At 61.5% G+C, this 21,253-nt stretch carries 21 protein-coding genes; 16 read left to right on the plus strand and 5 right to left on the minus strand.

All coding sequences use genetic code 11. The features are described from left to right. The first annotated feature begins 126 nt into the window (after positions 1-126). On the plus strand, positions 127-4,038 hold the full coding sequence (gene cobN, locus AC1D17_RS10710) for a cobaltochelatase subunit CobN (RefSeq protein ID WP_477565390.1): 3,912 nt from the start codon (positions 127-129) through the stop codon (positions 4,036-4,038). Positions 4,039-4,086: 48 nt separating this feature from the next. Beyond that, complete coding sequence (gene cobO / locus AC1D17_RS10715) at positions 4,087-4,731, plus strand: cob(I)yrinic acid a,c-diamide adenosyltransferase (protein ID WP_477565391.1); 645 nt, start codon at positions 4,087-4,089, stop codon at positions 4,729-4,731. A gap of 13 nt (positions 4,732-4,744) precedes the next feature. Here the strand turns inward: cobO and AC1D17_RS10720 are convergent, their stop codons facing one another. The 3 genes from AC1D17_RS10720 to AC1D17_RS10730 all read right to left on the minus strand — a co-directional run bounded on the left by AC1D17_RS10720 (position 4,745) and on the right by AC1D17_RS10730 (position 6,152). Continuing rightward, positions 4,745-5,530 (minus strand): TSUP family transporter, encoded by a 786-nt coding sequence (locus AC1D17_RS10720; RefSeq protein WP_477565392.1) that lies wholly within the window; start codon positions 5,528-5,530, stop codon positions 4,745-4,747. A 126-nt stretch (positions 5,531-5,656) separates the two neighbouring features. Continuing rightward, entirely contained in the window at positions 5,657-5,920 is a 264-nt protein-coding gene (locus tag AC1D17_RS10725) for a DUF1488 family protein (protein WP_477565393.1), read from the minus strand. Positions 5,921-5,984: 64 nt separating this feature from the next. Continuing rightward, entirely contained in the window at positions 5,985-6,152 is a 168-nt protein-coding gene (locus tag AC1D17_RS10730; protein ID WP_477565394.1) for a hypothetical protein, read from the minus strand. Between the two features lie 578 nt (positions 6,153-6,730). Here AC1D17_RS10730 and AC1D17_RS10735 point away from each other — a divergent pair. The 6 genes from AC1D17_RS10735 to AC1D17_RS10760 all read left to right on the plus strand — a co-directional run bounded on the left by AC1D17_RS10735 (position 6,731) and on the right by AC1D17_RS10760 (position 11,935). After that, positions 6,731-7,219 (plus strand): cobalamin biosynthesis protein, encoded by a 489-nt coding sequence (locus tag AC1D17_RS10735; RefSeq protein ID WP_477565467.1) that lies wholly within the window; start codon positions 6,731-6,733, stop codon positions 7,217-7,219. Beyond that, positions 7,216-8,058, plus strand: a complete 843-nt coding sequence (gene cobA / locus AC1D17_RS10740; protein ID WP_477565395.1) for a uroporphyrinogen-III C-methyltransferase — start codon at positions 7,216-7,218, stop codon at positions 8,056-8,058. The genes AC1D17_RS10735 and cobA overlap by 4 nt, the downstream gene beginning before the upstream one ends. Next, entirely contained in the window at positions 8,055-9,359 is a 1,305-nt protein-coding gene (locus tag AC1D17_RS10745; protein WP_477565396.1) for a cobyrinate a,c-diamide synthase, read from the plus strand. Before cobA ends, AC1D17_RS10745 begins: the two co-directional genes overlap by 4 nt. Continuing rightward, on the plus strand, positions 9,356-10,360 hold the full coding sequence (cobD, locus tag AC1D17_RS10750; protein WP_477565397.1) for a threonine-phosphate decarboxylase CobD: 1,005 nt from the start codon (positions 9,356-9,358) through the stop codon (positions 10,358-10,360). Before AC1D17_RS10745 ends, cobD begins: the two co-directional genes overlap by 4 nt. Positions 10,361-10,372: 12 nt before the next feature. Further along, positions 10,373-11,356 carry an adenosylcobinamide-phosphate synthase CbiB gene (cbiB, locus tag AC1D17_RS10755; protein WP_477565398.1) on the plus strand — a complete coding sequence of 328 codons (984 nt, stop codon included), beginning with the start codon at positions 10,373-10,375 and terminating at the stop codon, positions 11,354-11,356. A 150-nt stretch (positions 11,357-11,506) separates the two neighbouring features. After that, positions 11,507-11,935, plus strand: a complete 429-nt coding sequence (locus AC1D17_RS10760) for a L,D-transpeptidase (RefSeq protein WP_477565399.1) — start codon at positions 11,507-11,509, stop codon at positions 11,933-11,935. 57 nt (positions 11,936-11,992) lie between these two features. Here the strand turns inward: AC1D17_RS10760 and AC1D17_RS10765 are convergent, their stop codons facing one another. Further along, complete coding sequence (locus AC1D17_RS10765; RefSeq protein ID WP_477565400.1) at positions 11,993-13,018, minus strand: zinc-dependent alcohol dehydrogenase family protein; 1,026 nt, start codon at positions 13,016-13,018, stop codon at positions 11,993-11,995. Between the two features lie 115 nt (positions 13,019-13,133). Here AC1D17_RS10765 and AC1D17_RS10770 point away from each other — a divergent pair, with 115 nt between their 5' ends. The 8 genes from AC1D17_RS10770 to AC1D17_RS10805 all read left to right on the plus strand — a co-directional run bounded on the left by AC1D17_RS10770 (position 13,134) and on the right by AC1D17_RS10805 (position 20,779). After that, positions 13,134-14,039: a LysR family transcriptional regulator gene (locus AC1D17_RS10770; RefSeq protein WP_477565401.1), complete on the plus strand. Its 906-nt coding sequence runs from the start codon at positions 13,134-13,136 to the stop codon at positions 14,037-14,039. Positions 14,040-14,171: 132 nt separating this feature from the next. Continuing rightward, on the plus strand, positions 14,172-14,456 hold the full coding sequence (locus AC1D17_RS10775; RefSeq protein ID WP_477565402.1) for an acyl carrier protein: 285 nt from the start codon (positions 14,172-14,174) through the stop codon (positions 14,454-14,456). 226 nt (positions 14,457-14,682) lie between these two features. After that, the gene (locus tag AC1D17_RS10780) at positions 14,683-15,168 is read left to right on the plus strand and encodes a 3-hydroxyacyl-ACP dehydratase FabZ family protein (RefSeq protein ID WP_477565403.1); all 486 of its coding nucleotides are present in this window, start codon (positions 14,683-14,685) and stop codon (positions 15,166-15,168) included. Positions 15,169-15,170: 2 nt separating this feature from the next. Continuing rightward, complete coding sequence (locus tag AC1D17_RS10785; protein WP_477565404.1) at positions 15,171-16,376, plus strand: beta-ketoacyl-ACP synthase; 1,206 nt, start codon at positions 15,171-15,173, stop codon at positions 16,374-16,376. 12 nt (positions 16,377-16,388) lie between these two features. Next, positions 16,389-17,672: a beta-ketoacyl-ACP synthase gene (locus AC1D17_RS10790; RefSeq protein WP_477565405.1), complete on the plus strand. Its 1,284-nt coding sequence runs from the start codon at positions 16,389-16,391 to the stop codon at positions 17,670-17,672. Positions 17,673-17,723: 51 nt separating this feature from the next. Beyond that, a complete protein-coding gene (locus AC1D17_RS10795) occupies positions 17,724-18,752 on the plus strand; it encodes a zinc-binding dehydrogenase (RefSeq protein WP_037159356.1) in 1,029 nt (342 codons plus the stop codon). A gap of 11 nt (positions 18,753-18,763) precedes the next feature. Beyond that, on the plus strand, positions 18,764-19,696 hold the full coding sequence (locus tag AC1D17_RS10800; protein WP_477565468.1) for a lipid A biosynthesis lauroyl acyltransferase: 933 nt from the start codon (positions 18,764-18,766) through the stop codon (positions 19,694-19,696). A 369-nt stretch (positions 19,697-20,065) separates the two neighbouring features. Continuing rightward, a complete protein-coding gene (locus AC1D17_RS10805) occupies positions 20,066-20,779 on the plus strand; it encodes a PAS domain-containing protein (protein ID WP_477565406.1) in 714 nt (237 codons plus the stop codon). Positions 20,780-20,889: 110 nt separating this feature from the next. Here AC1D17_RS10805 and AC1D17_RS10810 read toward each other — a convergent pair whose 3' ends face one another. Next, the gene (locus tag AC1D17_RS10810) at positions 20,890-21,240 is read right to left on the minus strand and encodes a VOC family protein (protein ID WP_477565407.1); all 351 of its coding nucleotides are present in this window, start codon (positions 21,238-21,240) and stop codon (positions 20,890-20,892) included. Positions 21,241-21,253 lie beyond the last annotated feature (13 nt).

A 21,253-nucleotide genomic window follows, 5' to 3' on the forward strand; every position in this document is an offset into this window, starting at 1 on the left:
CGACCGGTTCAGGGCCTGTTTCCCATTCGAGACGAACAGGCTTGGCAAAGAGGTGCGGAAGGCTAGTCCCGCCCCCTTGTGGGGAGGGATTGGGGAGAGGACGTCGCCCAGTCTCAGGGAGGTTGCATGCATCTCCTCCTAGCCCAGAAGGGAACGATCACCGACGGCGAGGAAGCGATCGATCTCGGTCAGTCGCCGGCTGATATCCTGTTCCTGTCCGCCGCTGATACCGAACTTTCGTCGATCGCCGGCGCGCATCGCGCGCGTGGGGCCAAGCCGAGCCTGCGGGTGGCCAGCCTCTTGACGCTCAAGCACCCGATGTCGGTGGATACCTATGTCGAGCGCACGGCGCGCCATGCCAGGCTCATCATCGTGCGCCCGCTCGGCGGTGCCAGCTATTTCCATTATGTGCTGGAGGCGCTGCATGCGGCAGCCGTCACCCATAAATTCCAGATTGCCGTACTGCCGGGCTGCGACAAGCCCGATCCGGGGTTGGAACCGTTTTCGACCGTCCCTGCCGAAGACCGCAACCGGATGTGGGCCTATTTCACCGAGGGCGGCGCCGACAACATGGTCCGGCTGCTCAGCTATGCCGAGGCGCTGATTGACGGCTCGGAAAAACCGGAATCCGCAGCGCCGCTGATGAAGGCGGGAATCTGGTGGCCGGGGCAGGGCGTGATTGGAACCGAGGCATGGAAGAAAGCGGTAGGGTTTGTCCCGGGCAGAGCGGAATTTGAACCTGCCGACCGTGATTTGGAAAAGCGAGAGCTTGCGCCGGCAATCTCCCCCCTTGAAGGGGAGATTCCTGATAGGGCGGAGGGGGGAATCGCTCCTCAGTCACGAAACGGCCCTATCGTCGCCCTCTGCTTTTACCGCGCCCTCGTCCAAAGCGGCGAGACCAAGCCTGTCGAAGCCCTGATCGACGCGCTCGGTGCTGAAGGTTTGACGGTGCTGCCGGTGTTTGTGTCCAGCCTCAAGGATGCGGTCTCGATCGGTACGCTGGAGGCAGTTTTCGGCGAAGTGCCGCCGATGGTGGTGATGAATGCGACCGGGTTCGCGGTTTCCGCGCCTGGCGCCGACAGAAAGCCGACCGTGCTCGAGTTTTCCGGCGCGCCGGTCCTTCAAGTGATCTTTTCCGGCTCCTCGCGTGCCGCCTGGGAAGCCTCGCCGCAAGGCCTGATGGCGCGCGATCTGGCGATGAACGTGGCGTTGCCGGAAGTTGACGGGCGCATCCTGTCGCGGGCCGTTTCGTTCAAGGCTGCGGCTGTCTACGACGCCGATGTCGAGGCCAATATTGTCGGCCATGAACCTCTGGCCGATCGCGTCGCCTTTGCCGCCAAGCTGGCAGCCAACTGGGCCAGACTGCGTCAGGCCGCACCGGCTGAGCGCCGCGTGGCGATCGTCATGGCGAATTATCCCAACCGCGACGGGCGGCTCGGCAACGGCGTCGGCCTCGATACGCCCGCCGGCACGATCGAAGTCATGAAAGCGATGGCGGCCTGCGGCTACGGGATTGATGATATCCCGCGTGATGGCGATGCGCTGATCCGGTATATGATGGACGGGCCGACCAATTCGGCGCGGGTGGACTGCGAAGTCCGCGAGACGCTTTCCTTGAGTCAATACAAGGCCTTCTTCTCGTCTCTTCCCACTCAGATTCAGGGTGAGGTTGTTGACCGCTGGGGCCGGCCGGAGAGTGATCCGTTCTTCCGCGACGGCCGCTTTGCCCTGCCTTTGACGCGCTTTGGAGAAACGCTGGTCGGCATTCAGCCGGCGCGCGGATACAATATCGATCCGAAGGAAACCTATCACTCGCCGGACCTTGTGCCGCCGCATGGCTATCTGGCGTTCTACGCCTTCCTGCGTCAGGAATACGGTGCGCATGCCATCGTCCATATGGGCAAGCACGGCAACCTCGAATGGCTGCCGGGAAAATCGCTGGCGCTGTCGGAAACCTGTTATCCGGAAGCGGTGTTTGGTCCGATGCCGCATCTCTATCCGTTCATCGTCAACGATCCGGGCGAGGGCACGCAGGCCAAGCGGCGTAGCAGTGCCGTCATCATCGATCACCTGACGCCGCCGCTGACGCGGGCCGAATCCTACGGCCCGCTGAAAGACCTCGAAGCGCTGGTGGATGAATATTACGACGCAGCCGGCGGCGACCCGCGGCGTCTCAGATTGCTGAGCAAGCAGATCCTCGATCTCGTGCGTGACATCGGCCTCGATCATGACGCCGGCATTGCCGGGTCCGACGCCGAGGACAAGGCGCTCGAAAAGCTCGACGCCTATCTCTGCGACCTCAAGGAACTGCAGATCCGCGACGGTCTGCATATCTTCGGCGTTGCTCCGGAAGGCCGGCTGCTGACGGACCTGACGGTTGCTCTTGCGCGTGTGCCGCGCGGGCTGGGCGAGGGCGGCGACCAGAGCCTGCAGCGGGCGATGGCAGTGGATGCGGGGCTGGGGCGTTCGAAACTGATCTCCCCCTCAAGGGAGGAGATCAATCCGGAACGTTCGTTCGACCCGCTCGACTGCGTCCTTTCCGATCCCTGGCATGGCCCGCAACCGGCCATGCTTGCCGAAGTCTCCGACGCCCCATGGCGGACCGCCGGCGATACTGTCGAGCGCATCGAGTTGCTGGCCACGAGGTTCGTCTCCGGCGAATTGCCGTGCCCTAAAAGCTGGACCTCCACCCGCGCTGTTCTCGACGAAATCGAAGCCCGCCTCAAGCCCTCGATCACCCAATCCGGTCCCGCCGAAATCGCTGCGCTGATGACCGGGCTCGACGGCCGTTTCGTGGCTCCCGGCCCCTCCGGCGCGCCGACGCGCGGGCGGCCGGACGTGCTGCCGACGGGCCGCAATTTCTATTCGGTCGACAGCCGCGCCGTGCCGACGCCGGCAGCGTTCGAGCTCGGCAAGAAATCGGCCGAACTCCTGATTCGCCGCTATCTGCAGGATCATGGCGACTGGCCGACATCCTTCGGTCTCACAGCCTGGGGCACGTCGAACATGCGCACCGGCGGCGATGACATCGCCCAGGCAATGGTGCTGATCGGCACCAAGCCCGTCTGGGATATGATCTCGCGCCGCGTCACGGGCTATGAGATCGTGCCGCTGGCAACGCTGGGCCGTCCGCGGGTCGATGTCACCCTGCGCATTTCCGGTTTCTTCCGGGATGCCTTTCCCGAGCAGATCGGACTGTTCGATACGGCGATCCGCGCCGTCGGCGCGCTCGAAGAGGATGACGCCGACAATATGATCGCCGCGCGCATGCGCGTCGAAACCAAACGGCTGGAGGCTTCCGGCGTTTCGTCGAAGGAAGCCGCACGACGCGCTTCCTACCGTGTCTTCGGAGCCAAACCCGGTGCCTACGGTGCGGGATTGCAGGCGCTGATGGATGAGGGGGGATGGGACAACCGCGCCGATCTCGCCGATGCCTATCTCACCTGGGGAAGCTATGCCTATGGCGCCGGTGAAGACGGCAAGGCGGAGCGCGGGCTTCTGGAAGCACGGCTGAAGACTGTCGAGGCCGTCGTCCAGAACCAGGACAACCGCGAACACGATCTGCTCGACAGCGACGATTACTACCAGTTCGAGGGCGGCATGAGCCTGGCGGTCGAGCAGATGGCAGGCGCGCGCCCGGCCGTCTATCACAACGACCATTCCCGCCCGGAAAAGCCGGTGATACGCTCGCTGGAGGAGGAAATCGGCCGGGTGGTGCGTGGCCGCGTCGTCAATCCGAAATGGATCGAAGGCGTGATGCGTCATGGCTACAAGGGCGCTTTCGAGATCGCCGCCACGGTCGATTACATGTTTGCCTTCGCGGCAACGACCGGCGCTGTGCGCAGCCATCATTTCGAGGCGGTCTATCAGGCCTATGTGATGGACGAGAGGGTCCGCCAATTCATGGAAGACAAGAACCCGGCAGCGCTGCGCGAAATGACCGGCAAGCTGATGGAGGCCATCGATCGCGGCCTGTGGTCGCCACGCTCCAACTCGGCGCGTTTCGAGATTCAAGGTCTCGCCGCAGCGGYGGAATAGCGGCGAGCACGCCGTTCTGAAAACATTCGAATTCTGAGAGGATACACGATGAGCGAAGACGACGTACAAGCAACCGGAACCGGCCCCGTCAACGACGAGGCGCGTCACGCCATGAAGATGGCGAAGAAGAAGACCGCGCGCGACAAGATCATGGCGACCAAGACGGATCAGAAGGGCCTGATCATCGTCAATACCGGCAAGGGCAAGGGCAAGTCGACTGCCGGCTTCGGGATGATCTTCCGCCACATCGCCCATGGCATGCCGTCAGCCGTCGTCCAGTTCATCAAGGGTGCTTGGGAAACCGGCGAGCGCGACCTGATCGAGAAGCATTTTGGCGATGTCTGCCAGTTCTATACGCTGGGAGAAGGCTTTACCTGGGAAACCCAGGATCGTTCGCGCGATATCGCCATGGCGCAAACGGCCTGGGAAAAGGCCAAGGAGCTGATCCGCGACGAGCGCAATTCCATGGTGCTGCTCGACGAGATCAATATCGCGCTGCGCTATGATTATATCGATGTCGCCGAGGTGGTGCGGTTTTTGAAGGAAGAAAAGCCGCACATGACCCATGTCGTCCTGACCGGCCGCAATGCCAAGGAAGAGCTGATCGAGGCGGCCGATCTCGTAACCGAGATGGAACTGATCAAACATCCCTTCCGCTCCGGCATCAAGGCCCAGGTCGGCGTCGAATACTGAGCGGCTGGGGCTCCTATATGCCCAGCCAGATCCGGACCGGATGGCCCGGATCTGCCAGAAGCTTGATTGCCAGCGCGATGCAGGTGACGACCAAAAGCGGCTTGATGATCTTCGAACCGTTTTTCATCGCGAAACCCGAACCGACCTGCGCCCCGGCAAACTGGCCGGCGCCCATCAACAGGCCGACTTTCCATAAAACCACGCCGTAAATCACGAAGACGACGAAAGCGCCGATGTTGGAGCCGAAGTTGAGGAACTTCGTGTGAGCGGCCGCCTTCAAGACGCCGAAGCCCGCAAGCGCAATGAAGGCGAGCATGAAGAACGAGCCCGTGCCCGGTCCGAAGACGCCGTCGTAAAAGCCGATCGCCGGTACCAGCGTCAGCGAAAACAGGAAAGGCGTCATCCTCTGTGCCTTGTCGGCATCGCCGAGACTCGGCTTGACGGCGAAATAGAGCGCGATCGCGACGAGCAGGAAGGGCAGAACGGCCTTCAGCACATCGCCCGGCACCACTGTTGCAAGGATGGCCCCGAGCGCTGCTCCGAGCGCCGACATCGCGGCCATCGGCAGTTGTTTGCGCAGGTTGACATGACCATGCCGGGCATAGGCGAGGCTTGCCGAGCCGGAACCGAACAGCGACTGCAGTTTATTGGTGCCCAGTGTTTCGAGCGGCGGAATGCCGGCGATCAGCATGGCGGGGATCGTGATCATGCCGCCGCCGCCGGCGATCGAATCGATGAAACCGGCGAGAAAAGCAGCGACGAACAACAGGGCGAGGAGGTGGGGAGCAAGATCGTGCAAGAGAGAGACTCGGACAGTCGGAGCGGATGGAAATTCAGCCACTGTGTGTCAGAGGTTTGCTGGAAATGCAAAGGCAGCACGAAGGACTGTGTCGGCCCTTCCTGAAAATAGTGTTGGGTTTGCGCCCTATTTGAAATGCGCCTCGGTCAGCACGTAGCTGTCGCGCCGGTCACGCGCATAGGCCTTGCGGGCGATATCCTGTACCGAGCTGCGCGCCGCATCGAAGGCTGCCAGGCAATCGGCCTCGCTCGGAGAGCGCGAGACGATCTTCGACAATGCGCCGATTTCGACGAAGAATTTTACTTCGAACATGCCGTCATACCCGAGAAAGCGGATGCGTCTCGCGGATTCGTTGTAACTGCGGCTGGTGTTCGGAAACGTCAATGCCATGAAGCGATATACCTTTAATCGTTGAAAGCCATGTTGCGCCTGATGCCGCGTCCTGCGGCAGGGTTTATAGCAGGCGGTTGTCTTCGACAGTGCGCAGCATGCGGCGCAGTCGACCGTCGCTGTCCGGCTTCCTGATCGTCTTGGTTACGATTTCAGCCGTATTTTTGGCAGGCTTGGGTGTCGCGACGCCGTTCACCTTGATCCAGGCGAGCTTTTTCTTGAAAAACATCATGGGCGGTCCTCCTGCATCCGATCGGCCGCAAGTCACGAACGATCGATGCTGTTTCGATAAATGCCCGTGCGCCGAACGCACAAAGTCCTGTGGTTCGTGACGTCACTCATCTTGAATTGGTGTCGCGATGACAAGGAGCCTTTGGAGGCTCAACATCGGCAGAAAATATTCCAAAGCGCAACGCTGGCGCAGGTGCCGGAAGAAAGCGTGTCTTTAATAAAGGCACCTTCGTCAACCGTGGGCGTCGATTGAGGTTTAAATGAGATCGAACAGCGTATCCCGCGGATGATGTTCGGCGGCAGCGGGAATCATCTGTATGACGCGGGCCACACCGCGAATGGCGCAATCCGGTTTGACCGGGCAGGTGGCCTCCGGTAAACAGGAGGGACGTGCGACGGTGCCCATCACGGTGGGCTGAAAGAGCGTCCGGTGCGGCCGACCCAGCCAGGGGGCCTCATCCGGTGCTGTCCAGACCGCTTCGGAGCCTTTGGCTGTCGAAGGCCCCGGCGCATCGTGAATATGCGGCGCGGGAGGCCGTTTTTGTGATGCATCTGGATATTCGCGATCAAGCAGGCCGTATGCCGCTCGTTCTGGGTCTTGGCTGCGAGCGCGGCACGCCGGGCGGCGAGGTGATCCGGCTTGCCGAGGAGGCGCTGGCCTTGGCCGGGGTCGCTCGTCACGCGCTTACCGCAATTGCCTCGCTGGACAGCCGTGTGGCGGAACCGGCGATGATCGCCGCTGCCGAGCACTTTTCCGTCCCTTTCATGGTCTTCGACACCGGCGCGCTGGAGGCGCAGTTTCCACGGCTGGAAAACCCTTCGGATATTGTCTTTGCCTTGACCGGCTGCCATGGCGTGGCGGAAGCGGCGGCACTCGCGGCTGCAGGCAAGTCCGGCGCCCTGATCGTTCCGAAGATCAAGTCGGCCCATGCCACGGCCGCCATGGCTCGCGGGGCATTTATCGAATCAAGTCAGGATGTTGCTGTTGGACGTGAATGCAGTGATTCGGGACCTTCACAGACTGAGTCAGCGTCGCCGCTGCCTGCCTTGGCGGAGATGACACGATGACCGATGTGTTGTTTTCCGGCCTTCCAGAACTTGAACAGGGCACCGTGTGGCTGGTCGGCGCCGGTCCCGGCGATCCGGGTCTGCTGACGCTGCATGCGGTGAACGCGCTGCGTCAGGCCGATGTCATCGTCCATGACGCACTGGTGAACGCCGGCTGCCTGAGCCTGGCAAAACCGGGCGCTGTTCTGGAATTTGCCGGAAAGCGTGGCGGCAAGCCGTCGCCGAAACAGCGCGATATCTCCCTGCGGCTGGTCGAGCTGGCACGCCTGGGCAAACGCGTGCTGCGGCTGAAGGGCGGCGATCCCTTCGTCTTCGGCCGTGGCGGCGAGGAGGCGCTGACGCTGGTCGAGCACGGCATCCCGTTCCGCATCGTGCCGGGCATCACCGCCGGTATCGGCGGGCTTGCCTATGCCGGCATTCCGGTAACGCATCGCGAGGTCAATCACGCGGTGACATTCCTCACCGGCCACGATTCCTCCGGCCTCGTTCCCGACCGCATCCACTGGGAAGGCATCGCCAAGGGGTCGCCTGTCATCGTCATGTACATGGCGATGAAACATATCGGCCAGATCACAGCCAATCTCATGGCTGCCGGTCGTTCACCGAATGAGCCGGTCGCGTTCGTCTGCAATGCCGCCACGCCTGAACAGACGGTGCTGGAAACGACGCTCGCGCGGGCCGAGGCCGATGTTGCCGCGTCCAGTCTTGAACCGCCGGCCATCGTCGTCGTCGGCGAGGTGGTGCGCCTGCGCGCGTCACTCGACTGGCTGGGTGCTCTTGACGGCCGCGTTCTGACATCCGATCCGCTGTCGAGCCGGGCCTACAGGGACCCGGCATGAGCGGACTGCTGATCGCGGCGCCATCCTCGGGTTCCGGTAAAACCACGGTGACGCTCGGTCTGATGCGGGCGTTGCGCAATCGCGGCATTACTGTAGCTCCCGGAAAGGCCGGGCCAGATTACATCGATCCTGCCTTTCATACGGCTGCAAGTGGCAGGGCCTGCTTCAACTATGACCCTTGGGCCATGCGCCCGGAATTGCTGTGCACCAATGCAGCTATGCAGACTGCCGAAGGCGAAGTGCCGATTGTCGAGGCGATGATGGGGCTCTTCGACGGCGCGATCGACGGGAGCGGCTCGCCTGCCGATCTGGCGGCGATGCTTGGCCTGCCGGTTGTTCTGGTCGTCGATTGCGCCCGCATGTCGCAATCCGTTGCCGCCCTTGTGCGCGGCTATGCCTCGCATCGCGATGATGTCCATGTGGCCGGCGTCATCCTGAACAAGGTTGGCAGCGAGCGTCATGAAATGATGTTGCGCAATGCGCTGGATGAGAGCGGCATGCCGGTGCTGGGTGTCCTGCGTCAGAACGGCGATTTGAAACTGCCGGAACGCCACCTCGGTCTCGTGCAGGCTGACGAGCACGCAGCGTTGGATAGTTTCATCGAGCATGCCGCGATGCATGTCGAACAGGGCTGCGACCTGGATGCCATCTTGTCATTGAGCCAACGGCGTCCGGCAACACGCATGGACGTGCAGGTCACGACGCTGAAACCGCTTGGCCGGAAAATCGCCATCGCTCGCGATATAGCCTTTGCGTTTTGCTACGAGCATCTCCTGTCGGGCTGGCGGCGCGGCGGTGCCGAACTGGCATTCTTCTCGCCCTTGGCCGACGAGCCGCCCGCAGACGATGCGGATGCCGTCTATCTGCCGGGCGGCTATCCCGAGCTTCACGCCGGGCGTCTGGCCGATGCCGGGCGGTTCAAATCCGGCATGGCGGCGGTGCGGGATCGCGGTGCGCGCATTTTCGGCGAATGCGGCGGCTATATGATGCTCGGCGATGGGCTTGTCGCCGCCGATGGCAAGCGCTACGCAATGCTCGGTTTCCTGCCGCTCACCACCAGTTTTGCCACGCGCAAGCGGCATCTGGGATACCGGCGGGTCACTCCGCTCGATGCCAGTTTTTTTGATGGTCCGCTGATGGCGCATGAATTTCACTATGCAACGATCCTGTCTGAGGGCAATGCCGACCGGCTGTTCGATACAGAAGATGCCGCAGGAACGCCGCTCGGGCCTGCAGGGCTCAGGCGCGGCCGGGTTGCCGGCTCCTTCATGCACATCATCGACATGGCCCGCTCCGCATGAGTGCGCCGATTGCGCATGGCGGCGGGATCACCGAAGCCGCGGCCGTTTTCGGCGGCAGGCCGGAAGACTGGCTGGACCTTTCGACAGGTATCAACCCCAACCCGGCGAAGTTGCCCGGCATTCCGGTCCACGCCTGGCACCGGCTGCCGGATCGTCATCTGGTGGACCGTGCGCGAAAGGCCGCTGCCCGCTACTATCGCAGCGGCGACGTCCTGCCGCTTGCCGTTCCGGGTACGCAATCGGTTATCCAGCTCCTGCCGCGCCTTGCCGCGCAGGGCAGGCGCATTGCCATTTTCGCGCCGACCTATGGCGAATATGCGCGCGCATTCATAAGCGCCGGTTTCACCATCGATGAAATCTCCACGCCTGATCAACTGATGCCGGATCATGGGCTGGCCATACTGGTCAATCCCAACAATCCGACCGGACGGGCCTTTCGGCCAGCGGAAGTGCTCGCGATGACGCAGCGCATGAAGGCCAATGGTGGGCTGCTTCTTGTCGATGAAGCGTTTGGCGATACCGAGCCTGATCTCAGCGTCGCGGCGCAAGCTGCCGGTCACGACAATCTCATCGTCTTCCGTTCCTTCGGAAAATTCTTCGGTTTGGCCGGCTTGCGGCTTGGTTTCGTCGTTGCCGCAGAGCCGGTTCTGTCGGCGTTTCAGGAATGGCTCGGACCCTGGGCGGTGTCGGGGCCGGCTCTGGTGACGGCGGCAAAGCTGATGAGTGGCGATACCCAGGCGGTGCGGTCGTCGATTTTGGAACGCCGGGAAGGTCTCGAAACGGTCTTGCGGCAGGCCGGGCTGACGATCGTCGGCGGCACACCGCTTTTCGCTCTGATCGACCACGAACGCGCTTCGGACCTGCACCGGCAGCTCTGCCGGGACCGGATTCTGACGCGAAAATTCAATTATGCGCCCTCGTGGCTGAGGATTGGACTTGCGCCCGATGCGGCAGGCGATACACGCTTGGCGGATGCCCTGCGCAAAGCGCACCTCGCCTGAACGGACCCTTCAATGTCGACTGGAATTTTGCTCGTCCTGATCGCCGCCCTTCTGCTTGACCGGATTGTTGGCGATCCCGATTGGCTCTGGCGCCGGCTGCCGCATCCGGTCGTCCTTTTCGGTGCCATGATCGGCTGGTGTGACCGGACATTCAACCGCAAGCGCCTGGCGGACGAGGCCTTGCGGATCAGTGGTGTTCTGGTGATTGCCGGATTGCTGCTGTGGAGCCTTCTTTGCGGCTGGATGTTGCACCGGTTGTTCATGCGGATCGGGCTTTTCGGCTGGCTGCTCGAAATCGTCGCCGTGGCGGTGTTTCTGGCGCAGAAAAGCCTTGCCGATCATGTGTCGCGGGTGGCATCCGGACTTCGGGCCGGCGGGCTTGCCGGAGGGCGAAAGGCTGTATCGATGATCGTCGGGCGCGATCCGGAGACCCTGGACGAGCCTGCGGTATGCCGGGCGGCGATCGAAAGCCTCGCAGAGAATTTCTCCGACGGTGTCGTCGCCCCGGCTTTCTGGTATGCGCTGCTCGGCCTGCCGGGACTGCTTGCCTACAAGATGCTCAACACCGCCGATTCGATGATTGGCCACAAGAGCCCGAAATATCTCCATTTCGGCTGGGCTTCGGCTCGCCTCGATGATCTCGCCAATATTCCCGCGGCACGGCTGTCCATTCTGCTGATCGCCGCAGGCTCAGCCATAACCGCTGGGCGGCGGGCGGCGCGAAACGCGCTCGGCACGGCGTTGCGCGACCACGGCCTGCATCGTTCACCCAATTCCGGCTGGCCGGAAGCGGCGATGGCCGGAGGGCTTGACCTGCAGCTGGCGGGACCGCGGATCTATGCGGGTGCGCTGGTCAATGAACCGATGATCAACGGCGCGGGCCGGGCAGTGGCAACGGTGGCCGATGTGGAGGCCGGTGTTTCTATATTCTACGGCGCCTGCGGCTCGCTTGCAGTTGTGGTGGCGATTTCGGCTGTTCTCGCCAGTATAGTTTAAGGTCGTTACTCGGATCGAAAAATTTCATCCGCCCTCGTTAACGCCGAATTTTCCAATTGTCTTAAACGTCTATCATTGCAAACACTGTAAAGTCTGTGTCGTGTTTGGGACGCCAGTAACAAAGGTACGTACTTTCGGAGAGGATTTTTCATGCGTAAATTCTTCGTTGCCTCATTGACACTCTTATTGATGCAATTTCATTTGCCGTCAGCCTTCGCTGCCAATCTTATTGCCAAAGTCAGCCTTTCTTCTCAAACCATGACTGTGTCACAGAACGGTTTCGTGCTGTATCGCTGGAAGGTTTCCACCGCGCGCAAGGGTTATGTCACGCCGCAGGGCAGCTGGAGCGCCAAGTGGCTGTCGAAAAACCATCGCTCGCGCAAGTATGATGACGCGCCGATGCCCTACGCGGTCTTCTTCAACGGTGGCTACGCCGTCCACGCGACTTTTGACCTCAAGCGCCTCGGCCGTCCGGCTTCGCACGGCTGTATCCGCCTGCATCCGGAAAATGCCGCCGAGTTTTTCGCGCTGGCCAGCCAGTATGGTCTGAAGAATACCAAGATCGTCGTTAGCCGCTGATCTGTTTCAGCGATGGCTTGGGGCTGGCGACGACACCAGCCCCAAGCCGTTTCGCAATCAGTTCAGGTCGATGACGATCTTGCCGAACGCGCCGCGATCGAGATGATCGAGGGCCGAGTGCAGATCCTCCAGCGGGTAGCGTGCGTCGATGACCGGTTTGATTCCCGTCGAATCGATGGCACGCCCGAAATCCTCCAGCGACCGCCGATGGCCGACGCTGATCCCCTGAATGACCGGCGATTTCAACAGCAACGGCGCTGCAGGTCCGGCCACCTCGAAACCCTCGAAGACACCGATGACCGAGATTTTTCCGTGAACGGCAACGGCGCGGATCGATTGCCCGAGATTGGGGCCGCCGGCGATTTCCAGAATGTGGTCAGCGCCTTCGTCACCGGTAATCCTGTAGACGGCCTCGACCCAGTCCTCGTTGCTGCTGTTGATTCCGTGGTCGGCGCCGAGCGCCTTTGCCCGTTCCAGCTTGCCGTCGCTGCGCGAGGTGACGATGACGTTGGCGCCATGCGCCTTGGCGATCTGCAGCCCGAACAGGGCAACGCCGCCGGTGCCCTGGACGAGCACGGTCGAGCCGGCCTTAAGCTTGCCGAGCTCGATCAAGGCGAACCATGCGGTCAGGCCTGCGACGGGCAGGGTGCTTGCCTCGGCATCGTCGAGGCTTTGCGGTGATGCAGAAAACCAGTCCTGCGGAAACACGACATAATCGGCCAGAACGCCCTGATAGGCGCCGCCAAGCGTCTTGTAGGCCGGTGTGCGGGCATTGCCGTTGTCCCCGGCGTCGATCCAGTCCGGCTTGAACATGGACATCACCCTGTCACCGGGTTTGAAACGGCTGACACCGGGACCGACCGCATCGACCACGCCGGCCATGTCGGAGGCCGGAACAAACGGGTCGGGCAGCGTCAGCCCCATGCCCGTTTCGATCACCAGCTTGTCGCGATAGTTGAGCGACGCTGCCGAAACCCTCACGCGGATTTCGCCCGGTCCCGGCTCGGGGATCGCCACGGTCTCCAGTTTCAGCTTGTCGCGCCCGATTGCCGGCATCGACCAGCGCCTCATTGTTTCCGTCATGTTTCGTCTCCTGCTTTTTGGTTGGTTCAAGCGATGAGGCGACGCTAGCATTGCGTTTCATTCGCCAGTGGCGATATGTTTTCCGCGCATTGGTTCCTTGAAGGCTACAAAAGCAATGAATGATCGTTTGAATGGTGTGTCCGTCTTCGTCGAGGCGGTTGAAGCCGACAGTTTTTCCGCAGCCGCCCACCGGCTCAATCTGTCGCGCTCGGCTGTCGGCAAGACGATTGCGCGGCTAGAGGAACGGCTCGGTGCCCGGCTGTTTCACCGCACCACCCGTAGCCAGACGCTGACGGAAGATGGTCAGGTTTTTTATGAACGCTGCCTTCGGGCGCTGGAAGAGCTGCGGGCGGGCGAGGCCATGCTGGAATCGGGACGCAAGGAGGTGGCGGGGCGTCTTCGGGTGTCGATGCCCGTCCTGTTCGGCCGGCGCTGCGTTGCGCCGATTCTTCTGAAACTTGCCAGCGAGCACCCGAAACTCGAACTCGACCTGAATTTCACCGATAGCAAGGTCGATGTCCTCGAAGACGGCTTCGATCTTGCCATTCGCAACGGCCCGCTTGGCGAGTGGCCTGGGATGATGGCGCGCCGGCTGGCATATCAGCGCATGACGGTCTGCGCCTCTCCGGACTATCTGAGCATTCATGGCACGCCGAAGACCAGGGACGAACTGCTACATCATCATGCGATCCTCTATGCCCGATCCGGCCACATCCGCTCATGGCTTTTTCCGGTGGAGGGGGGGCCGGATGCTGAAATCCTGCCGCCCTCGCGCATGCGTTTCGATGATCTGGAGATGATCGCCGATGCTGCGGTTGCGGGGCTTGGGCTCGTCTGGCTACCCTGCTGGCTGGTCCAGGACAGGGTGCATGAGGGTCGTCTTGTCCGGCTGTTTGCGGATGAACGCCGCCTGTCCTTCGATTGCCACGCCGTCTGGCCGCAGACGCCGCATCTGCCGCTGCGCGTCAGGCTCGCGATCGATGCGTTGGCCACCGGCCTACCGGCGGTAACAGGCCTTTGAGGGCCGGTAATTCAGGCTTGGCTTGATGTTTGGGCAACACCGTCGTCATAAATGCAACTCTTGAGCTCAAGGCCATTGGCTTTTCGGCCGCATTTACCTATAGGTTCGCCAAAACATGTATTCTTAAGAGGTATGGGCGTGACAGCTACATTCGACAAGGTCGCCGACATTATTGCAGAAACCAGCGAGATCGATCGCGAAACGATCACGCCCGAAAGCCACACCATCGACGATCTGGGCATCGACAGCCTGGACTTCCTCGACATCGTCTTTGCGATCGACAAGGAATTTGGCATCAAGATCCCGCTTGAGCAGTGGACGCAGGAAGTCAACGAAGGCAAGGTTTCGACGGAAGAGTATTTCGTCCTGAAGAACCTTTGCACCAAGATCGACGAGCTGAAGGCCGCCAAGGGCTGATGACGGTATCCTGCGTTTGACACGCCGGAACACCTGCATGATTGGTATCAATGCCGCCTGTCGCGTGGACTGCGCTTGACAGGCGGCATTTGCGTTTTTACTTGACGGGCGCATGATCGCGGCACCGAACCGGTTTCGGGCGGGTCGTGCGTGGATTTGAAATCCGGGGTAGGTCGGGCGCTGTCTCCAACGCGCCGCCCTCCGGGCCAAGCTGGATTTGCTCCTGATGCTCCTTGAATATTTTCAGATGATCGACCGGGTCGAAACGGTCGATCTCGCCGCCAAGACGCTAACAGCCCGCTCTGTGGTTCCGGCCAAAAGCCCCGTTTTTGAAGGGCATTTCCCCGGCTATCCGCTGGTTCCCGGCGTTCTCTTGATCGAGACGATGGCGCAGGCCTGCGGTTTTCTCGTGCTGGCCGCGACGGATTTCGCAGCGATGCCGTTCCTCATGTCGGTCGATAGCGCCAAGATGCGCACCTTTGTCGAGCCGGAAGCCGTTCTCGACATCGAGGCCTTTCTTGAACATGACGGCTCCGGCTTTGCCGTCGTGAAGGCCAAAATCACCTCGCAGGGCAAGAAGGTCTGCGACGCACAGCTGAAACTGCGCACCATGCCGTTCGATCAGGTGCCGCTCGGCCCGATCGTCAGGAAGCGCGCTGAAGAAGTGGGGCTGATGGCTGCAATGGCGGTCTCGGCTGCGACGGGAGAATGACGATGAGCAAATCTGCCAATGATGTTGTGATCACCGGTGTCGGCATCGTCACCAGCCAGGGCGTGGGGACTGAAGTGCACACGGCGCTTCTGACTGCGGCCGAGACGCCCGCCGTGCGTGTCGAGACCGAGCGTTTCGCGCCCTATCCGGTGCACCCGCTGCCTGAGATCGACTGGTCCCAGCAAATCTCCAAGCGCGGCGACCAGCGGCAGATGGAAAACTGGCAGCGCCTCGGCGTCTTCAGCGCCGGCCTGGCGCTCGACGATGCAGGGTTCAAGGACGATCTGGAGGCCTGCGGCAGCATGGACATGATCGTGGCCGCCGGCGGTGGTGAGCGCGACATCAATGTCGATTCTCTGATTGTCGACGAAGCGCTGAAGCGCAACGACCGCGAACAGCTGCTCAACGAAAAGCTGACGACCGAACTGCGGCCGACGCTGTTTCTGGCCCAGCTTTCCAATCTGATGGCGGGCAATATCTCCATCGTCCACAAGGTCACGGGCTCTTCGCGTACCTTCATGGGGGAAGAGGGCGCCGGCATTTCGGCGATCGAAACCGCCTTTGCCCGGATCAAGGCCGGACAGTCGACCCATACGCTGGTCGGCGGCGCGTTTTCGGCCGAACGTCTCGACATGATCCTGCTGATCGAAGCGATCCAGGGCCATGCGCTCGGCGGTCATCATCCGATCTGGTCGCGCAAGCCCGAAAATGGCGGGGGCATGATCACCGGTTCGGTCGGTGCGTTCCTGATGCTGGAATCGCGCGAGCATGCGGAAGAGCGCGGCGCCCGCATTTATGCGACGATCGATGCCGTTGGCGGCGATCGCGGCAGCCGCGAAGGCGACCGCCTCGAGCGGCGTCTGCAATATCTGACAGCACCCGCTGCAGACGCCGATCCGTCGCGGACCGTGGTCTTTTCCGGCACGACAGGGTTTCCGGATCTTGCTGCCCGCGAAAAGGCGTTTCTCGATGCGCAGTTCCCGAAGGCTGCCGTGCGCGCCTATGGCGGCCTTGTCGGACATGCGCTGGAATCCCAGTTTCCGCTGGGCCTGGCGTTTGCTGCGCTGTCGCTCGGAGCGGGTGCCAAGGTGCCGCCGTTTGATGTGGCCGCCGAGACCCCCATGGAAAAGCCGGCAAGGACGGCCATCGTCACGACGATCGGTCATGCGCGCGGCGAAGGCATCGCCGTACTTTCGGCAGAAGAATAAGGAGCGGCAGATATGACCAACGCTTACAAGGATCATCTCGGCCGCCCGCTGATCGCCGTCACCGGCATGGGCGTCATCACTTCGCTCGGACAGGGCGTCGAGGATAACTGGAAGGCGCTGACGTCTGGCGTCTCCGGCATCCACAAGATCACCCGTTTCCCCACCGAAGGCCTCTCGACAAAAATCAGCGGAACCGTTGATTTCATTGATCTGCCTGCTGAAAACGCTGTCGAGCGGTCCTACGCTTTTGCGCGCGAAACGACCGCTGAAGCTTTGGCCCAGGCCGGAGTGTCCGGCGATTTCAACGGCCCGCTCTTCCTGGCGGCGCCGCCGATCGAGCCGGAATGGAGCGCCCGCTTCGAGCTTGCCGACCGGTCGCGGCCCTCGCAGAAGCCGGGCGACGCCTATGACCGTTTTCTCGCGGCCATGCGCGACCGCTCCGATCCCGTGTTCCATGAGGCTGCATTGTTCGGCGCCATTTCCGAGCGCCTGTCCGACCGGTTCGGAACGCGGGGACTGCCCGTGACGCTATCGACGGCCTGCGCCTCGGGCGCGACGGCCATCCAGCTGGGTGTCGAAGCAATCCGCCAGGGACGTACCGACCGGGCGCTCACGGTTGCGACGGATGGTTCGGTCAGTGCTGAAGCGTTGATCCGCTTCGCCCTTCTGTCGGCTCTTTCGACCCAGAACGACCCGCCGGAGCGGGCATCGAAGCCTTTCTCCAAGGATCGCGACGGCTTCGTCATCGCCGAAGGTGCCGCGACGCTGGTGCTGGAATCGCTGGAAGCGGCGGTCGCGCGCGGCGCAAAAATCTACGGCATCCTGAAGGGCTGCGGCGAAAAGGCCGATTCGTTCCACCGCACGCGGTCCTCGCCAGATGGCGGTCCGGCGATCGCGACGATCCGCGCCGCCCTTGCCGATGCTGGCCTGAACGAAGGCGACATCAACTATATCAACGCCCATGGCACATCGACGCCCGAGAATGACAAGATGGAATATGGCGCGATGCTGTCGGTGTTCGGCGATGCGCTGCCGTCCATTCCGGTCTCGTCGAACAAGTCGATGATCGGCCACACGCTGACGGCGGCCGGCGCGGTCGAGGCGGTGTTCTCGCTGCAGACGATCCTGACCGGCACTGTGCCCCCGACCATCAACTACCAGAACCCCGATCCGACCATCATTCTCGATGTTGTGCCGAATGTGAAGCGGGACGCCAAGGTGACGGCCGTTCTGTCGAACTCCTTCGGCTTCGGCGGCCAGAACGCCAGCCTTGTCATGGCCGCTGAACCGGCCTAATCGGACATCATATCTCTTCGAGGCAAAGCCTCGGGCTCAAGGACTTATATCATGCGCGCTTTGCAACTGGTCGATGACCGTAAGCTGGAAATTACCGACCTTCCCGAGCCGGACGCGCCGGGTCCCGGCGAAGTCACCCTTCGCGTCAAGGCCGTCGCGCTCAATCATATCGACGTCTGGGGCTGGCGCGGCATGGCTTTTGCCAAGCGCAAGATGCCGCTGGTGATCGGTGCTGAAGCCTCCGGTGTCGTCGATCAGATCGGTCCGGGCGTTGCCAACGTCCTGCCGGGACAGCTCGTCTCCATCTATGGTGCCCGCACCTGTGGCCTGTGCCGTCCATGCCGCGAAGGCCGCGACAATCTTTGCGAACATGTCGGCGGCGTTCACGGCTTCCATCTCGATGGTTTCGCGCAGGAGAAGGTCAATCTGCCGGCACGCCTGCTCGTTCCTGCCCCTCCGGGTGTGGACGCTGTTGCTGCAGCCGTAGCGCCGGTCACCTTCGGTACCGTCGAGCATATGCTGTTCGACAATGCCAAGCTCGAACCCGGCGAAACCATTCTCATCCATGCCGGCGGTTCCGGTATCGGTTCGGCGGCGATCCAGCTTGCCAAGAAGATCGGCTGCACCGTCATCACCACCGTCGGCTCCGACGACAAGATCGAGAAGGCCAAGGCGCTCGGCGCCGATCACGTCATCAATTACCGCAAGGATCGCTTTGAGGGCGTCACCCGCAAGTTGACCAAGAAGAAGGGCGTCGATGTCGTCTTCGAACATGTCGGTAAGGATACCTGGGCTGCCTCGATGTTCGTCCTGAAGCGCGGCGGGCGTCTCGTCACCTGCGGTTCGACCTCCGGCGTTTCCACCGAAATGAACCTGATGATGCTGTTCCAGCAGCAGCTGAAGCTGCTCGGTTCCTTCGGCTGCCGCATGGAGAACATGGCTGACGCCATGCAGAAGATGGCTCGCGGGCTCGTTCATCCCGTCATCGACACCGAAGTCGGCTTTACGGAGATCGACAAGGCGCTCGAGCGGATGGAAACACGCCAGGTCTTCGGCAAGATCATCCTGCGGATGGACTGAACACAGTGCGCATGCTGATCACACGGCTGGTTCTTTCGCTGGAGCATTTCCGCCAGTGGTCGATCGCGCAGTTCGTCTTTTTGCTGTTGGGCACGCTGAAGCTGTTCCCTGCCAGAGGTGCGATCGAGTTCTCTGACCGTTTCACCCGTTGGCTGGGGCCGAAGCTCAGGCACCGCCACCGGCTGACGATGACTAATCTTCGCAACGCCTTTCCGGAGAAGAGCGAGGCTGAGATCGAGGCGATTGCGCTGGAGAGCTGGGGCAGCATCGGGCGGCTCGCCGCTGAATATGTCTTCCTGGATGAGCTCTTTGATTTCGATCCGGAAAACCTGGAGCCCGGCCGCATCGAGGTTTCCGGCATCCCGTTGTTCATCGAATTGCGCGACAACCCGCGTCCGTTCATCGTCTTTACCGCTCATAGCGGAAATTTCGAACTGCTGCCGGTCGCAAGTGCTGCCTTCGGGCTTGATGTGACGGTGCTTTTCCGGCCGCCGAACAATCCGTATGTTGCTGAAAAAGTTTTCGATTTCCGCAAGCAGCGGATGGGCAACCTCGTACCCTCGCATGCGGGCTCCTCATTCACGCTTGCGCGCAAACTGGAGGCGGGCGGTGCCGTTGGCGTTCTGGTCGATCAGAAGTTCCGCAAAGGCCTGACGACGAAATTCTTCGGCCGGGATGTGCGTACCAATCCTTTGCTGGCCAAGCTGGTGCGGCAGTTCAATTGCGAAGTCTATCCGGCTCGCTCCATCCGGCTGCCGGACGGGCGCTTTCGTCTGGAACTGGAGCCGGCCATCGAGATCCCGCGCAAGCCGGATGGCGGGGTCGATGTTACAGCGACGGCGCAACTGCTCAACGACAAGGTCGAGAGCTGGGTGCGTGAGTATCCGGGGCAGTGGCTGTGGTATCACGACCGCTGGAACATCAAGAAGACCCTGAAGGATTGACCATCGCGTTTGCCCATTGGCTTGTCGTCGAAACGGCCTGCACGGCATCTTGCGCGTGTTGTTTGAGCTAAGCGTGGCCTGTTGGGATCGCGGCCGGGAAGGAGGCGGTCCCAAAGGTCGCCTCTGACCAGGAAATGCCCGCTCCATTCGGTTGTTTTATACTCAGGGCCCAACATAACTTCGCTGGAAACGTTTTAGGTGATTTTTCAGAGTTGAACGCGTTTTCTTTGCGTGTAAACTGAGGTTTCTATCGACGATTGCAAGCGCTTCGGGTCTGGCGATCGGCCCGATTCAATCGATTAGTTGACTGGTTCGACTTCCAGGCGGCTTGGGCGAACCTTGAACGAAGTGGACGGGAGTGGGGCGGAATTGAAGTCACTGATCGATCTCTTCTGGTTCAAATATTCTCAGCTGCAATATGCCGTGCATTCCGGCGAAAAGGTGCTGATCAGCATTCTTGAGCGCGAGATCGATCCCGTCCTGAGAGCGATCTACGATGAAAAGGCGGAAACCGTCGCCGATGCGCGTCAGCAGTTTCAATTCATCCTGGATCTGCTGACCAAGGAAGCCGACGATGTCTCCAGCGTGTTGCGTCAGCGCGATGCCTTGCAAGGTCTGGCCGACCGGTATCTCTCAGCCGGCAGCGATGCGGTTGCTGGAAAAGGTTGGGTGCCGGCTGCTCCGCCTCTTGCCGTACAGAAGGGACGGGTCGATGAGGGCTTCCTCAACGAGGCAATTCTCGATTGCCTGCCGGACCGGATTGCGGTGATCACGCCGGACTATCGCTATCTCTACACAAATCCTGTCAATGCGTCGCGCCTTGAAGAACGTCCGATGGACCTCGTTGGCCGCCATGTCGTCGAGTTCGTCGGCATCCAGCGGTTTGAGCAACGGGTCAAACCGAACCTGGATAGGTGTTTTGCCGGTGAATTGGTGGACTATACCTTTGCCAAGGAGATCGAAAATCGCACCATCATTGTGCGCTGCCGGATGACGCCGTGCATGTCGAGCACCGGCAAGATCATCGGCGCCATTCTCGTTCTGCAGGAAATAGCCGACCGCCGCCGGTCGATCGCGGCCTGAGGCTACTGCATGGCTCCTTGGTCGGAGTCGATTTATGGAATTATGCAGCAGATTTAAAGCGCAGTAGAAGGCGAGGGCGCTTGCCCTCGCTCGGCTATCATTGTCTGGCTCTATTTGTCCGACCAGACGGCCAGTTCGTATCCGTCCGGATCTTGGAAGTGAAAGCGCCTGCCGCCGGGGAAGGAAAAGGTTTCGACAACGATGCGGGCACCGGCCGTTTCGAGCCGCGCCTGGGTCGCGGCCAGATCGTCGGCGTAGAGGATAATCAGCGGGCCGCCTGGCTTGGCGGTCCCGGTCGTCAATCCGCCGGTCAGCCGGCCATCGCTGAATTCGCAATAGTCCGGGCCGTAGTCGGTGAACGACCAGCCAAAGACCGACCCGTAAAATGCTTTCGAGCGGCTGATGTCGGAGACCGCGAATTCGATATTGTCGATCTGGCGATCAATGCCTTTTTGTCCCATCTCTGTCTTCCTT

Source organism: Pararhizobium sp. P1_E7 (assembly GCF_056405855.1).

What these genes read in the sequence shown, in the direction of transcription:
- AC1D17_RS10770 (WP_477565401.1), top strand. Translation starts at nt 13,134, where the DNA reads ATGAATGATCGTTTGAATGGTGTGTCCGTCTTCGTCGAGGCGGTTGAA.
- AC1D17_RS10810 (WP_477565407.1), bottom strand. Translation starts at nt 21,240, where the DNA reads ATGGGACAAAAAGGCATTGATCGCCAGATCGACAATATCGAATTCGCG.
- AC1D17_RS10785 (WP_477565404.1), top strand. Translation starts at nt 15,171, where the DNA reads ATGAGCAAATCTGCCAATGATGTTGTGATCACCGGTGTCGGCATCGTC.
- AC1D17_RS10725 (WP_477565393.1), bottom strand. Translation starts at nt 5,920, where the DNA reads ATGGCATTGACGTTTCCGAACACCAGCCGCAGTTACAACGAATCCGCG.
- AC1D17_RS10795 (WP_037159356.1), top strand. Translation starts at nt 17,724, where the DNA reads ATGCGCGCTTTGCAACTGGTCGATGACCGTAAGCTGGAAATTACCGAC.
- AC1D17_RS10775 (WP_477565402.1), top strand. Translation starts at nt 14,172, where the DNA reads ATGGGCGTGACAGCTACATTCGACAAGGTCGCCGACATTATTGCAGAA.
- AC1D17_RS10780 (WP_477565403.1), top strand. Translation starts at nt 14,683, where the DNA reads ATGCTCCTTGAATATTTTCAGATGATCGACCGGGTCGAAACGGTCGAT.
- AC1D17_RS10800 (WP_477565468.1), top strand. Translation starts at nt 18,764, where the DNA reads ATGCTGATCACACGGCTGGTTCTTTCGCTGGAGCATTTCCGCCAGTGG.
- AC1D17_RS10730 (WP_477565394.1), bottom strand. Translation starts at nt 6,152, where the DNA reads ATGATGTTTTTCAAGAAAAAGCTCGCCTGGATCAAGGTGAACGGCGTC.
- cobO (WP_477565391.1), top strand. Translation starts at nt 4,087, where the DNA reads ATGAGCGAAGACGACGTACAAGCAACCGGAACCGGCCCCGTCAACGAC.
- cobD (WP_477565397.1), top strand. Translation starts at nt 9,356, where the DNA reads ATGAGTGCGCCGATTGCGCATGGCGGCGGGATCACCGAAGCCGCGGCC.
- AC1D17_RS10790 (WP_477565405.1), top strand. Translation starts at nt 16,389, where the DNA reads ATGACCAACGCTTACAAGGATCATCTCGGCCGCCCGCTGATCGCCGTC.
- AC1D17_RS10735 (WP_477565467.1), top strand. Translation starts at nt 6,731, where the DNA reads ATGCCGCTCGTTCTGGGTCTTGGCTGCGAGCGCGGCACGCCGGGCGGC.
- cobA (WP_477565395.1), top strand. Translation starts at nt 7,216, where the DNA reads ATGACCGATGTGTTGTTTTCCGGCCTTCCAGAACTTGAACAGGGCACC.
- AC1D17_RS10765 (WP_477565400.1), bottom strand. Translation starts at nt 13,018, where the DNA reads ATGACGGAAACAATGAGGCGCTGGTCGATGCCGGCAATCGGGCGCGAC.
- AC1D17_RS10760 (WP_477565399.1), top strand. Translation starts at nt 11,507, where the DNA reads ATGCGTAAATTCTTCGTTGCCTCATTGACACTCTTATTGATGCAATTT.
- cbiB (WP_477565398.1), top strand. Translation starts at nt 10,373, where the DNA reads ATGTCGACTGGAATTTTGCTCGTCCTGATCGCCGCCCTTCTGCTTGAC.
- AC1D17_RS10745 (WP_477565396.1), top strand. Translation starts at nt 8,055, where the DNA reads ATGAGCGGACTGCTGATCGCGGCGCCATCCTCGGGTTCCGGTAAAACC.